This window comes from Saccharothrix variisporea, assembly GCF_003634995.1.
GTDB classification, from domain to species: Bacteria; Actinomycetota; Actinomycetes; order Mycobacteriales; family Pseudonocardiaceae; genus Actinosynnema; species Actinosynnema variisporeum.
Map to the genome: position 1 here is coordinate 866,527 of NZ_RBXR01000001.1, position 12,774 is coordinate 879,300.

The 12,774-nt window shown below is 72.4% G+C and carries 14 protein-coding genes; 4 read left to right on the forward strand and 10 right to left on the reverse strand.

The features are described 5' to 3' along the window. Positions 1 to 69: 69 nt before the first annotated feature. The 6 genes from DFJ66_RS03845 to DFJ66_RS03870 form a co-directional block, all read right to left on the reverse strand. Positions 70 to 729 carry a response regulator transcription factor gene (locus DFJ66_RS03845; RefSeq protein WP_121217995.1) on the reverse strand — a complete coding sequence of 220 codons (660 nt, stop codon included), beginning with the start codon at positions 727 to 729 and terminating at the stop codon, positions 70 to 72. Next, positions 722 to 1,747 (reverse strand): sensor histidine kinase, encoded by a 1,026-nt coding sequence (locus DFJ66_RS03850; protein ID WP_170199124.1) that lies wholly within the window; start codon positions 1,745 to 1,747, stop codon positions 722 to 724. Before DFJ66_RS03850 ends, DFJ66_RS03845 begins: the two co-directional genes overlap by 8 nt. Positions 1,748 to 1,752: 5 nt before the next feature. Next, positions 1,753 to 2,910, reverse strand: a complete 1,158-nt coding sequence (locus DFJ66_RS03855; protein WP_121230608.1) for a cytochrome P450 — start codon at positions 2,908 to 2,910, stop codon at positions 1,753 to 1,755. A gap of 64 nt (positions 2,911 to 2,974) precedes the next feature. Further along, on the reverse strand, positions 2,975 to 4,123 hold the full coding sequence (locus DFJ66_RS03860; RefSeq protein WP_121217999.1) for a GH12 family glycosyl hydrolase domain-containing protein: 1,149 nt from the start codon (positions 4,121 to 4,123) through the stop codon (positions 2,975 to 2,977). 159 nt (positions 4,124 to 4,282) lie between these two features. Beyond that, positions 4,283 to 5,179 (reverse strand): DUF2268 domain-containing putative Zn-dependent protease, encoded by an 897-nt coding sequence (locus DFJ66_RS03865; RefSeq protein ID WP_121218001.1) that lies wholly within the window; start codon positions 5,177 to 5,179, stop codon positions 4,283 to 4,285. A 34-nt stretch (positions 5,180 to 5,213) separates the two neighbouring features. Further along, positions 5,214 to 5,609, reverse strand: coding sequence for a MerR family transcriptional regulator (locus tag DFJ66_RS03870; RefSeq protein ID WP_121218003.1), 396 nt, complete (start codon positions 5,607 to 5,609; stop codon positions 5,214 to 5,216). Between the two features lie 58 nt (positions 5,610 to 5,667). Between DFJ66_RS03870 and DFJ66_RS03875 the strand changes: the two genes are divergently transcribed. Together DFJ66_RS03875 and DFJ66_RS03880 are read left to right on the forward strand one after the other, a co-directional pair. After that, entirely contained in the window at positions 5,668 to 6,402 is a 735-nt protein-coding gene (locus tag DFJ66_RS03875) for an SDR family oxidoreductase (RefSeq protein ID WP_121218006.1), read from the forward strand. Positions 6,403 to 6,471: 69 nt separating this feature from the next. Continuing rightward, positions 6,472 to 6,894, forward strand: coding sequence for a hypothetical protein (locus tag DFJ66_RS03880; RefSeq protein ID WP_121218008.1), 423 nt, complete (start codon positions 6,472 to 6,474; stop codon positions 6,892 to 6,894). A gap of 111 nt (positions 6,895 to 7,005) precedes the next feature. Here DFJ66_RS03880 and DFJ66_RS03885 read toward each other — a convergent pair whose 3' ends face one another. Together DFJ66_RS03885 and DFJ66_RS03890 are read right to left on the reverse strand one after the other, a co-directional pair. Next, on the reverse strand, positions 7,006 to 7,995 hold the full coding sequence (locus tag DFJ66_RS03885; protein WP_121218010.1) for a LysR family transcriptional regulator: 990 nt from the start codon (positions 7,993 to 7,995) through the stop codon (positions 7,006 to 7,008). Positions 7,996 to 8,055: 60 nt separating this feature from the next. Continuing rightward, positions 8,056 to 8,982 carry a DMT family transporter gene (locus tag DFJ66_RS03890; protein ID WP_121218012.1) on the reverse strand — a complete coding sequence of 309 codons (927 nt, stop codon included), beginning with the start codon at positions 8,980 to 8,982 and terminating at the stop codon, positions 8,056 to 8,058. Between DFJ66_RS03890 and DFJ66_RS03895 the strand changes: the two genes are divergently transcribed. Then, entirely contained in the window at positions 8,981 to 10,387 is a 1,407-nt protein-coding gene (locus DFJ66_RS03895; protein WP_121218014.1) for an aminotransferase-like domain-containing protein, read from the forward strand. The genes DFJ66_RS03890 and DFJ66_RS03895 overlap by 2 nt on opposite strands. Positions 10,388 to 10,433: 46 nt before the next feature. Here DFJ66_RS03895 and DFJ66_RS03900 read toward each other — a convergent pair whose 3' ends face one another. Next, positions 10,434 to 10,865 (reverse strand): SSI family serine proteinase inhibitor, encoded by a 432-nt coding sequence (locus DFJ66_RS03900; protein WP_121218016.1) that lies wholly within the window; start codon positions 10,863 to 10,865, stop codon positions 10,434 to 10,436. A gap of 308 nt (positions 10,866 to 11,173) precedes the next feature. Next, positions 11,174 to 12,100 carry an EamA family transporter gene (locus DFJ66_RS03905; protein WP_121218018.1) on the reverse strand — a complete coding sequence of 309 codons (927 nt, stop codon included), beginning with the start codon at positions 12,098 to 12,100 and terminating at the stop codon, positions 11,174 to 11,176. Positions 12,101 to 12,139: 39 nt separating this feature from the next. On the opposite strand from DFJ66_RS03905, the gene DFJ66_RS03910 reads away from it, so the two are divergent. Beyond that, a complete protein-coding gene (locus DFJ66_RS03910; protein ID WP_121218020.1) occupies positions 12,140 to 12,670 on the forward strand; it encodes a CGNR zinc finger domain-containing protein in 531 nt (176 codons plus the stop codon). Positions 12,671 to 12,774 lie beyond the last annotated feature (104 nt).

Here is a 12,774-nt window from a genome sequence, read left to right on the forward strand (position 1 = left end):
GGCCAAAGGTTGACTCGGGACTTCAGACGCACTCGGACGATCGGGCTCAGCGCGGCCGGGCTGGGTGGGTCAGGGACGGAGGGTGTCGGTGTAGCCGGATTCGTAGGCCAGGATCACCAACTGTGTCCGGTCGCGGACCTCGAGCTTGTCGAAGAGCCTGCTCAGGTACGTCTTCACGGTCGCCCGGCTCAGGAGCAGCTCCGCCGCCACTTCCTCGTTCGACAACCCCCGCACGACCGCCGCCACCACCTCCCGCTCCCGCGCGGTCAGGCCCTCGAACCGCTCGCGCGGCCCCGTCCGGCGGGCGGCGAACTCGGCGACCACCCGGCGCGTCACCTCCGGTGCGAGCAGGGCGTCGCCGCGGTGGACCGTCCGAACCGCACGCAGGATCTCCGGCACGCCGGCGTTCTTCAGCAAGAAACCGGTCGCGCCGATCCGCAGGGCCTCGTAGACGTACTCGTCCAGGTCGAAGGTGGTGAGCACCAGCACTCTCGTGGTGGACGATGACGCAAAAATCCGGCGTGTCGCTTCGAGCCCGCCCAACACGGGCATCCGGATGTCCATCAGCACCACGTCCGGACGCAGCCGCTGAACGGCGTCGACCGCCTCCCGCCCGTCCCGGGCCTCCCCGACGAGCACCATGTCGGGAGTCGCGGACACCAGTTCGCACAACGACGTCCGCAGCAGGTCCTGGTCCTCGGCGACGAGAACCCGGATGCGCTCACCCATCCCCGACCTCCGGCACCACCGCGCGCACCACGAACCCGCCACCACCGCCCGGCCCCGCCTCGACCGAACCGCCCAACGACTCCACCCTCTCCCGCAACCCGACCAGCCCATGTCCCGGCGAGGGCTCCGACGCGACACCCGGACCGTCGTCACTGATCACGACCTCGACGCCGGCGAGGGTCCGCCGCACCACCACCTCGCAGCGCGCACCCGGCGCGTGGCGGACGACGTTGGTCAGCCCCTCCTGCACGATCCGGTACACCGCCGGCGTCAGCGGGACGGAGGTGTCGACGTCCACATCGACCTCGATACCCGCTGCTCGTGCCCGCTCGACCACCGGACCGAGGTCGAGCGCACCCGAGCGGACGGTGTGCAGGACCGTGCGCAGTTCGTCGAGCGCCTGCCGGCCGGTCTCCTCGACGCGGGCGAGACCACGTCGGAGGCGGTCGGCGTCGTCGCCGGCCACGTGGGCCGTCACGCCGGCGGTCACGGCGATGGTGCCCAGGGAGTGCGACACCACGTCGTGCACCTCGCGCACCACGCGAAGGCGTTCGGCGAGCACGGCCTGCTCCCGTTCGGCCCGCGCGACCCGAAGCGCCTCCTCCCGCTCGCGGCGCACGGCGGTACCCAGGCGCCAAGCACCCACGGTGACCAGCACGCTGACCGCCGCGTACCGGGCGACGCCCGCACCGTCCGGCGTCCCGACCGCGACGAGCACCACCACCGCCGTCCCCAACGCCGCCGACACGACCTTCACCGGACCATCGCGCGTGGCCGCGACCCGGTACAGCACCCAGGCCGCAGCGGTGAACGGGTCTTGCGCCACGCCCAAGATCGCACCGGCGAGCGTCGCGGCGGAGGTGACCCCGAAAGCGGTGACGGGCCACCACGAGCGCAGCAGGACACCGACGACGAACAAAGCGATGAGCGCGGGTTCGACCGGGCCGGTGGAGGGAAGCCAGAACACCGTCACGGCAAGGGCGGCCACGCCGGCGTCCACGGCCACTGACCGGTACACGGCGATCACCCCAGTCGGACGGGCAGCGAGCGGTAGGACGGGATGAGCACGCCGCGAGCCGGGCGGCGCGGGCCGACCACCACCGGGCGGCCCGACGAGAACACCGCCTGCAGGACGTGACCGATCTCGGCCCGCGCCAGCGCGGCTCCCAGGCAGAGGTGACGGCCGGCGCCGAACCAGAGCTGGCGGGTCCGCGGGTCGTACGGGCGGTCGAGGGAGAACGGGCCGACGGCGTTGTTCGCCACGTAGGTGAGCAGGAGAACCCGTTGTCCGGCACGGAGTTCCCTGCCGGCGACGGTGGTGTCGCGCGAGACGTGCCGGCCGATGACCGGCGCGGGCGTGGTGACCCGGAGTCCTTCGCGCACGGCCACGGGCAGCAGGTCCGGGTCGGCGAGGAGCCGGTGTTGCTCGCCGGTGTCGTGCAGGAGGGCCACGGTGCGGGTCATCGCGGTGGCGGCGGTCTCGGTGCCGGCGACCATGAGCAGCGCGGCCAGTCCCGAGGTCTCCTCCAGGCTCAGTCCCAGTTCACGGCACCGGCCCAGCAGGGTGGACGGGTCGGCGGAGGCGAACGCGGCCGGCACGTTGCGGGTCAGCTCCGCGATGATCGGCTTGGCCTGGGCGACCACCTCGGGCGGCAGGCCGGTCGAGGTCGCGCTGCCCAGGGCGAGGGCGGCCAGTCGTTCCCCGGTCTCGAACAGCTCGCGCGGGTCGTCCGGTGCCAGGCCGAGCAGTTCGGCCATCATGCGCCCGACCAGCACGCGGGACAGGTCGGCCAGGTCGACCGCCCGGCCGTCGTGCAGCCGGTCGAGCGCGGGGGCCAGGGCCGGGTCGAAGACCTTCGTGACCAGCTGCCGGGCGGAGGCGTCGGTGAACAGGTCCCGCGCCCTGGAGCGCAGGTCGGCGTGGCCGGGGCCGTCGAAGATCCGGTTGACGTAGTCGCCGAGCACCTGCTCCCACAGGTGCCCCACACCGCCCTCGCCCAGCAGCGTGAAGTGCGCGCCGTCGTTGAGCACGGCCCGCGCCAGGACCGGGTCGGTGATCACCCAGCCCAGGCGCGGGACGTGTCGGATCGGGCCGAACATCCCGCCGAAGCGCAGGAGCGCGAACAGCGCCGGCCGTCCGGCCCAGAGCAAGCGGTCCTCGTGCCGGCGTGCGTAGCCCATGAGCCGCATTGTGCCTTCCGCACGGCCACGGATCTTGAGTGGAACTACGCAGCGGGACGGGCGGTCAGTTCAGGGTCCAGAGCTGGTTGGCCTGGGTGCCGCTGGTGTTGCAGGCCCAGATCTGCAGGCGGGCGCCGTTGGCCGACCCCGCCGCGTCCAGGCACTTGCCCGACCTCGGGTTGACGATGGTGCCGTTGCCGTTGACCTGCCAGTCCTGGGCGCTGGTGCCGTTGCACGTCCACAGCTGGACCAGGGCGCCGTCCGCGGTCGAAGCGCCGTTGACGTCCAGGCACTTGCCGGTCTGCGGGTTGACGAAGCGGGAACCGTTGCGGGTCCACTTCTGGTTCCAGCCCGTGCCGCAGTCCCACAGCTGGACCGGGGTGCCGTCGGCCGTGCCGTACGACGCGATGTCCACGCACCGGCCGCTGCCCCGGCCCACGATCGTGCCGCTCGTGCCACCGCTGCCGCCACCGGCCTGGACGTCGGCGGAGAAGCTGTTCACCGCCAGGCCCTCACCGCCCTGCCACGGCTCGAACCCCGCCTGCACGCTGGTCAGGTACCACGACGAGTCGACGCGGGTGCGGCCGTCGACGTCCCGGACGAAGTCCATGACGTTGAACGACCAGCTCGCCATCGGCGACGGCGCCACGTAGGACACCACGTCGTTCCCGCCGTTGTTGCCCTGCCACACCTCCCACGTCCGGCCGCCGACGCTCGCCGAGCCGACCCGGGAACCGACGGGCTGGATGCTGCCCTGCCGGTTCAGCCAGATCATGATCTCCATCTGGTTGACGCCGGTCCGCTTGGGCGTCGGGTCCAGCCAGATGTCGTACGCGGCGTCGTAGGTCCCGCCGACGTAGGTGTAGGAGATCGACGACGGGACGCTGCCGATCTGGCTGAGCTGGCGGGGCAGGGTGGTGCCCGGCGAGCAGTTGTCGTAGTGGCAGCCCACGTAGACGGCCGGGTAGGACAGCGGTGCGCCGCCGCTGGTCCAGCCCTTCTGCGAGACGATCTGGAAACCGCTGCCCGTGACGTTGATGCACTGCTCGGCGCTGCTGCCCCAGCGGTTGTTCATCACGGTGTACTTGCCCTGGATGGTGGTGGAGCCGTACTGCTCGCAGATCCGCGTGTCGGCCTGCGCCGCGGTCGGCAGGACCGGGAGGGCCAGCGCCGCCGCCAGCACCGCGACCCCGAGGAAACGGGATGGCTTCATGTCGTCCTCACCTCGTCCGGGGGTTCCCACTCCGGTGTGGGAGCGCTCCCGGAACGGATGCAACCACAGACCGTCACCCCACGGCTACCCGCCCGGCGCCCAGACGCCGGCACGGGGTGCCGCGCAGAGCTACCGTCGTCCGGATATTCCGGGCGCACCTCAACGCCCGCCCTCCCGAAGGCGCAGCGCGGTGTCGATCACCTCGCGGCTGTCGGCGTGCAGGGCTTGCGCGGCGGTCCGGCCGGTGACCGCGAGGTAGGCGTCGACCAGTCGGTTGCCCACCGCGTACCCCGCGCCGCTGGGCAGGCCGACCGGGGTGCCGCCGTAGCGGATCGCGGTGGCGTCGCCGTGCACCCAGGCCGCGAAGTTCTGCATGCCGGTCACGCCGAGGCCCGAGACCACCTTGTCGAACACGGCGTCGTCGTGCAGGTGCGGCACGCCGAGGCGGGCGTAGCCGAGCTCGTCGCCGTACAGCTGCCGGGCGAAGGCGTCGGCCAGACCTTCGGACACGACCTGCTCCCCCACCGTGACCGTGGCCGGGTTCCACACCACCCCGCCGGGGGCGTAGCGCAGGTTGTGGTTCAGCTCGTGCACCGCGGTGGCCTCCACCCGGGCCAGGTTCTCCGGGTAGGGCCAGAAGTTCAGGTACAGGTACCCCGTCACGCTCCCGTTGGCCGCCATGCCCAGCCCCGGCCCCATGAAGTGGCTGTCGCCGGGGTCGCCGAGGACGACGAGGACGGTCACGTCCGGCACCACGATCCCCGGCGTGGCGGCGAGCTGCACCGCCACCGCCTCCTCCAGCGCCCGTTCGACCCGGCCCCACGCGTCGGCGTCGTGCAGCGCCTCCAACGCTTCCCGGCACCGGTCCTCGTCGCGGTCGAGCGGGAAACCGGAACCCATCGCGTGCATCGCCACCAGGTCGACTTCGCCCGGGAAGTACCGGTACAGGTTGGCGGCGGGCTCCAGCATGTCCCTGAGCAGCCCGGCCCGTCGCTCGTGCGGGGCGTGCAGGATCTCGCGCATGGCGGTGTAGGTGTCCAGGACCGTGATCGTCATGCGGGCGACGCTAAACCCTCCAGTTACGTCAACCTCAAGCCCATTGTGGACGGTCGACGGGCCGCGTCGCGGTGGCGGCGCCTCGTTCCGCGCCGGCGATCAGGACGTCCAGTGCCGCGTGGGCTTCGCGGAGCGCCTCGATGCGGGCGGCGATGTCGGCTTGTTCGGCGCGCAGCCGGTCCGGCAGTTCGGCGCACGCGATCAGGCGCTGCTCGCCGTCGCGCAGGCACGGCAAGACCCGGGCGATGGCCGCCGTCGAGATGCCGGCCGCCAACAGCGCCCGGATGCGGCCGACCACCTCGACCGTCCCCGGCTCGTAGACCCGTTGGCCGCTCGTCGTCCGGGCGGGGCGCAGCAGGCCCTGTTCCTCGTAGTAGCGCAACAGCCGCTCGCTCACCCCGGTCCGCCGGGCCAGTTCGCCGATCTTCATGTGCTCCCGCTCACGTCCGCTCGCCCCTCACACCGGTGTGAGGTCATAGCTTCGCCGCATGATCCTCAAGCACAAGCACGCACTGGTCACCGGAGCTTCCCGCGGCATCGGCCGGGTGATCGCCGGCACGCTCGCAGCCGAGGGCGCGCGGGTCGCCGTGCACTACGGCACCAACGAACGCCTAGCCCACGATGTCGTCGCCGAGATCACCGCCGCCGGCGGCAGCGCCTTCGCGGTCGGGGCGGACCTGCGGCGGCCCGAGGAGGTCCACGGCCTGTTCGACGCCGTCCTCGCGGAGTTCGGCCGGCTGGACGTCCTGGTCAACAACGCCGGCCTGGCCCACCACGGTCCGGTCGAGTCCTACGACGAGCGCGTGTTCGCCGACATGCTCGCGGTCAACGTCACCGCGCCGTTCCTGGCCATGCGGCTGGCCGCGCGGCACCTGTCCGAGGGCGGACGCGTCATCACCCTGTCCTCCGCCCTCACCCGCTCCGCGCTCGCCGACCACGGCGTGTACGCGGCGACCAAGGCGGCCGTGGAGCAACTCGGGTTCGCGTTGTCCAAGGAACTGGGAGCGCGCGGGATCACGGTCAACAACGTCCTGCCCGGCCCGACCGAGACCGACGCGTTCACCGAGGACCTGCGCGCGCGGCTCGCGCCCGTCGTCGCGCAGACCCCGCTGGGCCGGTTCGGGCAGGCCGGTGACATCGCCGACGTGGTGGCGTTCCTGGCCTCCGACCGCGCGCGCTGGGTCACCGGGCAGTCCATCGTGGCCTCCGGCGGCCTCATCTGACGTCACAGCGCGGTAACGCGTTGGCCGACCGGCGCGCGGCGCATCGGCCGCCGATGTTTGCTGTGCGCCATGAACAAGAAGGTCGTGTCCGTGCTGCTCGCGCTGGGCTGCACCGCCTCGCTCGTGGCGTGCTCCAGCAACACCGACAAGTTCGTCCAGGAGCTGAAGGCGGCGGGCTTCACCAACGTCGGTCAGCCGAGCACCGAGACCGACAGCAAGAAGAAGAAGTCCAAGAAGGTCGGGAAGCGGACGGTGAAGACCTCCGACACGATCCTGGAGGCGATCGTGCGGGTCAAGGGCTGCGACCTGGAGATGGAGAAGGTGGCCGGGCAGTCCGGTTACTGGCTGGACGAGCTGCACGTCAACGGGCAGGAGCCGGACTGGCCCGGCTACCCGGAGAACCCCAAGCAGTCCGACGTGGTGGCGTTGTTCGCGGGCAACCAGCCCAAGCCGGACGGCTTCAAAGACTGCTACAAGCCCAACGAGCCCTGAGCCCCACTCCCCGGCGGGGTTTCTCTCGCCGGCCGGGTTTCGGTCGCCGGCCGGGTTTCGGTCACCGGCTGCGTTTCGGTCACCGGCCGCGTTTCGGTCACCGGCCGGGTTTCAGTCACCGGCCAGCAGCAGGGCCGCGTCCAGCTCGCCGTGGGCTTCGGGGTGGGCGGCCCACCACCGCTGGTAGTGGGGGTTGCGGGGCAGCAGGTCGTGGTAGGCGCGGGCCGCGCACAGGAACACCTCGTGCGCCCGGCCCGCCGCCGGACCCTCGTGCCGGGTCGCCAGCAGCAGGTCCACCACCAGGGGTGACCCCTTGAGCGGGCGGACGACCACGCCGTCCCGGCTCTGGGAGTGCGGCTGGGCGAACGCCACAGCCCCGTTGGCCACCAGCTGCCACGCGGTCGCGGCCTCGTTGACCCGGTGCGTCAGGCGCGGGGTGAACCCGGCCTCGGCGCACGCGGCGAACACCCCCAACCGGTTGCCCAGCACGTCCTCCGGCGGTGACACCCAGTCCCGGTCGGCGAGCCGGGCGAGGTCCACCTCGTCGTCCTGCCCCAGCGGGTCCTGCTCGGGCAGGGCGATGAACAGCGGCTCGCGCAGCAGCGACCGGATCTCCAAGCCGCGCAGCTCCCGCCGTTCGATGCCCTCGAAGCGGTCCAGCACGGCGAGGTGGAGCTGGCCGGACACCAGCAGGTCCAGCAGGTCGGGGCCGCTGCGGGTGATCTCCGTGCGCACCTCCGAGCACGGGATGGCGCGGCGCAGGTGTGCCACGAACCGGCCGAGGCTGTGCGTGGGCACGCTGCCGACCACCAGCGGTTCCGGGGTGCCGTCGCGGGTGCGCTCCTTGGCCAGGCTGACCAGCTGCTCGACCTCGTCCAGCACCAGCCGGGCCGTGCCGACGACCTGCCTGCCCAGGTCCGTGGGGGTGCTGCCGCCGGACGTCCGGTCGAACAGCCGACCGCCCACGACCCGCTCGACGGTGCGCAGCTGGGCGCTCATCGCGGGCTGGGTCAGGCCGAGCCGGACGGCGGCCCGGGTGAGGCTGCCCTCCTCGGCGATCGCGCACACCGCGCGCAGGTGGCGGAGTTCCAGTTCGGGCATCGCGCTCCTCGGTCGGCGCCTGCACCGGTCGTGGAGCCTATTCCCGTTGCCGCCACCCGGTCAACGATTGTCCTTTGTGGACGGTGTGCGGCGCAGTCGCACGGCGGCCCCCGCGCACGCGACCACCGCGACGCCACCCACCAGGGTCGGCCAGGTCACCGACTCGCCCAGCAGCCAGGCCGCCCAGGCGATGGTCATCACCGGCTGCACCAACTGGACCTGGCTCACCTGCGCCATCGGGCCGATCGCCAGCCCCCGGTACCAGGCGAAGAAGCCCAGGAACATGCTGACCACCGAGAGGTAGGCGAACGCCGCCCACTCGACCGCCGTGCCCGCCGGCGGCTGCCGCACCGCCGAGACGACGGCGAGCACGGTCATCAGCGGCGCGGACAGGACCAGCGCCCACGACACCGTCTGCCACGACCCGAGTTCCCGCGCCAGCAGCCCGCCCTCGGCGTACCCGATCGCGGCGGCGAGGACCGCGCCGAACAGCAGCAGGTCCGACCAGTGCAGCCGCCCGAACTCCCCGCCCTGGGCGGACGCGAACGCCAGGGCGGCGGTCGCGCCGAGGGCGGCGATCACCCAGAACGACCGCCGCGGGCGTTCCCCGCCCCGCACGACCGCCATGACCGCGGTCGCCGCCGGCAGCAGGGCGACCACCACCGCGCCGTGACTGGCCGGGGCCGTGGTCAGCGCGTACGAGGTGAGCAGCGGGAACCCGGCGACCACACCACCCGCGACGACCGCCAGCCGCGCCCACTGGACGCCCGTGGGTCGGCGTTGCCCGGTCAGCGCCAACGCGCCCGCCGCGAGCACCGCCGCCACGACCGCCCGTCCCGAGCCGATGAACAGCGGCGACAGCGTACCGACCGCGACCCGGGTGAACGGCATGGTGAAGGAGAACGCCAGCACGCCCAGCAGTCCCCACCACGGGCCGGCGGATAGCGGTGTCGCGCGTTCGAGAGTAGCGCTACTGTTCCCTGACATGTCCAACGATAGCACCGCGCGGATCGTGTCCGGCCTGCGCGCGTGGCTGGCCCAGGCCCCGCCGGGCGCGCGGGTGCCGTCCACGCGGGCGCTGGTGGCGCAGTACGGCGCGAGCCCGGTGACCGTGCAGAAAGCGATGCGGGCGCTGGGCGCGTTGGGGCTGGTCGAGAGCCGCCCGGGGGTCGGGACGTTCGTCCGTGCGACGCACCCGGCCCGACCGCCGGACTTCGGTTGGCAGACGGGCGCACTCCGCGCGCCGCACGCCCGCATCCCCGTGCTGTCGGCCCCGCTGCGCACCGGCCCGCCCGACGCGATCGCCCTGCACTCCGGCTACCCCGACCGCACCCTGCTCCCGGAACGGCTCGTCCGCGCGGCCCTGACCCGTGCCACCCGCGGTGACGCCGCGCTGTCCCGCCCCGACGCCGCCGGACACCCGGAGCTGCGCGCGTGGTTCGCGACGGAACTGGGCAGCGCCACACCCGCCGGCGTCACCCCGCCCGCGCCGCGCGACGTCGTGGTGGTGCCGGGCAGCCAGAGCGGGCTCAGCTCGATCTTCCGGGCGTTGGCCGGGGCCGGGCAGCCCGTGCTGGTGGAGTCGCCGACCTACTGGGGCGCGATCATGGCGGCGGCGCAGGCCGGGGTGCGGGTGGTGCCGGTGCCCAGCGGGACGGAGGGTCCCGATCCCGAGGACGTGGCGCGGGCGTTCGAGGAGACCGGGGCGAGGTTGTTCTACGCGCAGCCCAACTACGCCAACCCGACAGGTGCCCAGTGGTCGGCGTCGGTGGTGGAGCGGGTGTTGGAGGTGGTGCGGGCGCACGCGGCCTTCCTCGTGGAGGACGACTGGGCGCACGACTTCGGCATCGACACCACCGCCCGACCGGTCGCGGCCCAGGACGACGCCGGTCACGTGGTGTACCTGCGGTCCCTGACCAAGAACGTGTCCCCGTCCGTGCGGGTGGCCGCCGTAGTGGCCCGGGGTCCGGCGCGCGACCGGGTGCTGGCCGACCGCGGGGCGGAGTCGATGTACGTGAGCGGACTCCTCCAGACCGCGGCACTGGACGTGGTCACCCAGCCGGCGTGGCTGTCCCACCTGCGCGCGCTGCGCCGGCAACTGCGGGAGCGGCGGGACCTGCTGGTGGAGTGCTTGACGGAACACGTGCCCCAGGCCCACCTGGACCACGTGCCGCCCGGTGGGCTGAACCTGTGGGCAAGGCTGCCGGAGGGCACCGACCCGGACGCTGTGACGCGGTCGTGCGAGGCGGCGGGCGTGCTGATCGCGCCGGGCACGGAGTGGTTCCCGGCCGAACCGGCGGGCGCGTACATCCGCCTGAACTACTCGGGCCCCAACCCGGACCGCTTCGCCGAGGGCTGCCGCACGATCGGCCGCGTGCTCTCCGGTCGTTGACGCGGCGAGGGGCCGCCCTGCACGACCCCTCGCCGCCGCACCCGGGTCAGAAGTTCCAGAGCTGCCCGGCGGTCGCCGCGAAGACGCAGGAATTGCCGTAAGTGGTCCGGTAATCGACCCGGCGCTCGCCGTACCACCCCAGCGCGCGAACCGTGACGGGCGCGTACATCATCGTGCACGCGACACCGCTCTCGTGGTCCGTGGCACTCACATCACCACCGGCCGCATACAATTCCGCGCAGGCCGCGGCGGCGTTGTTGTGGATACCGCCGTCGGGTGCGCAGGTGAGGTAGCCGTAGCGCGTTCCGGTGTGGGCGGGGTCGGCCTCGGAATAGGTCACGCTCAACACCAGCCGGACCGCCGGCCGGACGGAGTCGCCGGTCTGGGTCTGCTCGGCGGCGGACGCGGAGGTGGGCAAGAAGGCGCCGGCCAGTGCCGCGGCGGTGGTCGCGAGCACGGCTAGCCACGTGCGGGACATGGTTCTCCCTCGAACGGAATCGTGTTCCCTTGACTTGTCGACCCGACCGGTCGGGCCGGGTCCGCGACCGAGCCTAGGAATTGCCACGAAGAGCGTTCAAGGTGAGCAAACTCGCACGCCACACCATCGGCGGAATCATTTCCGTGAAATCCGTGAAGACCACCGACCAGTGGACGCCCACACTACCCGAAATGGCGCAGTGACGACTTTTTCCCATTACCCCGATTTTTCACGGACGTCCGGGTCCCGCTCTGCGTGCCGATGCACTGCGCCGCGCGACTCTGGCCGCAGCCGCAACGTCACCGGCACTAGCGTTCGCCGAGACGCACGGTCACCACGCCGAGCAGGGTCAGGACGCCGCCGACCAACTGCACGGGACGGGGTGCCTGCGCCAGCAGCAGCCACGCGAAGACCAGGGCCATCAACACCTCGGTCAACGCCACGAACGACGCCAGCCGCGACCCCAGCCGCCGGGTGGCCGCGATGCCGGTGACGTAACCGAGAGCGGCCGTCACGACGCCCAGCACGACGACCGGCAGCCACCACGGCACGCTGAAACCGTGGAACGCCACCGGTTCCGTGGTCGCGGTCAGCGGGACGACGCCGACCACCCCGGCGAGCAGCAGGGCCGCGCCGCCGAGCAGCAGGCCGCCGGAGGCCAGTGCCGTGCCGGGCAGGCCGTCCTGGTCGCGCGCGGACAGCACGAAGTACACGGCGGCACCGACCATCGCGCCCAACGCCCACAACACCCCGGCGGCGTCGACGTCCGCGCCCGACAGCAGGTCGAGCACGAGCACCAGGCCGGCCAGGGCGAGCACGGCCCCGAGCACGGTCAGCCGACCGGGACGCTGCCCGTGCCGCAGCCACAGCCACACCACCACGGCGACCGGCGCGGTGTACTCGACCAGCAGCGCGACGCCGACGTCCATGCGCGCCACGGCGTTGAAGTACGCCAACTGGCACCCCGCGACCGCGACCAGCCCGTACGCCGTGACCAGCGGGAGGTTGCGGCGCACCAGCCCCCAGTCGCCGCGCAACTGCACCAGCGCCGCCGGCAACAGCACCACGCCCGCCAGCAGCACCCGGACCGCCACCGCCGCCGCCGAACTCCACCCGGCCTCCATCAGCCCGCGGCCGAGCGGTCCGGACAGGCCGAACGACGACGCGGACAGCACCGCGAGGCCGATGCCGGGTCCCAGCCGTGCGACGCGGGTGTCATCAGTCATGGTGGCCATGGCTGATGACGGTATGGAGCGCTTTGGTAATCTGTCAACGTGGTCTTCGCCCATGACACGGAGGCGTCCCTGCTCGCCGCGGTCGAGCTGGTGAACACGGCCGTCGAGCCGGACACCCTGACCACGCAGGAACAGGTCGACGCCTTCTTCGCCCGCCACGGCTACACGGGCGCACGAACGAGGGACGCGGCCGAACTCGCCGCCGTCCGAGCCCTGCGCGCACCCCTGCGCCGTTTGCTGACCAGCGACCGGGACACCGCCGTCGAACTGGTCAACGAGACGCTGGCCGCGCACCAGGCCGTCCCGCGGCTCGTGCGGCACGACGGGCTGGACTACCACATCCACGTCGTCCACCCGGACACGCCGTTCGCCGACCGGATCGCCGCCGAGACCGCCATGGCGATGATCGACGTGATCAGGTCCGACGAGATGAGCCGGCTCTCGGTGTGCGCGGACGACACGTGCGACGGCCTGGTCCTCGACCTGTCCCGCAACCGCTCCCGCCGCTATTGCAGCACGACGTGCGGCAACCGGGTCGCCGTCGCCGCCTACCGCGCCCGCAAGAGGTGAGGGTGGTCAAGGTGGCAAGGGTGTCGAATAGTCGCCATGTCTCGTCTCAGCCGTAGCTGAAGCGGGCGCGGTGACGGCAGGCTTGTGGGGATCACCACCGACCG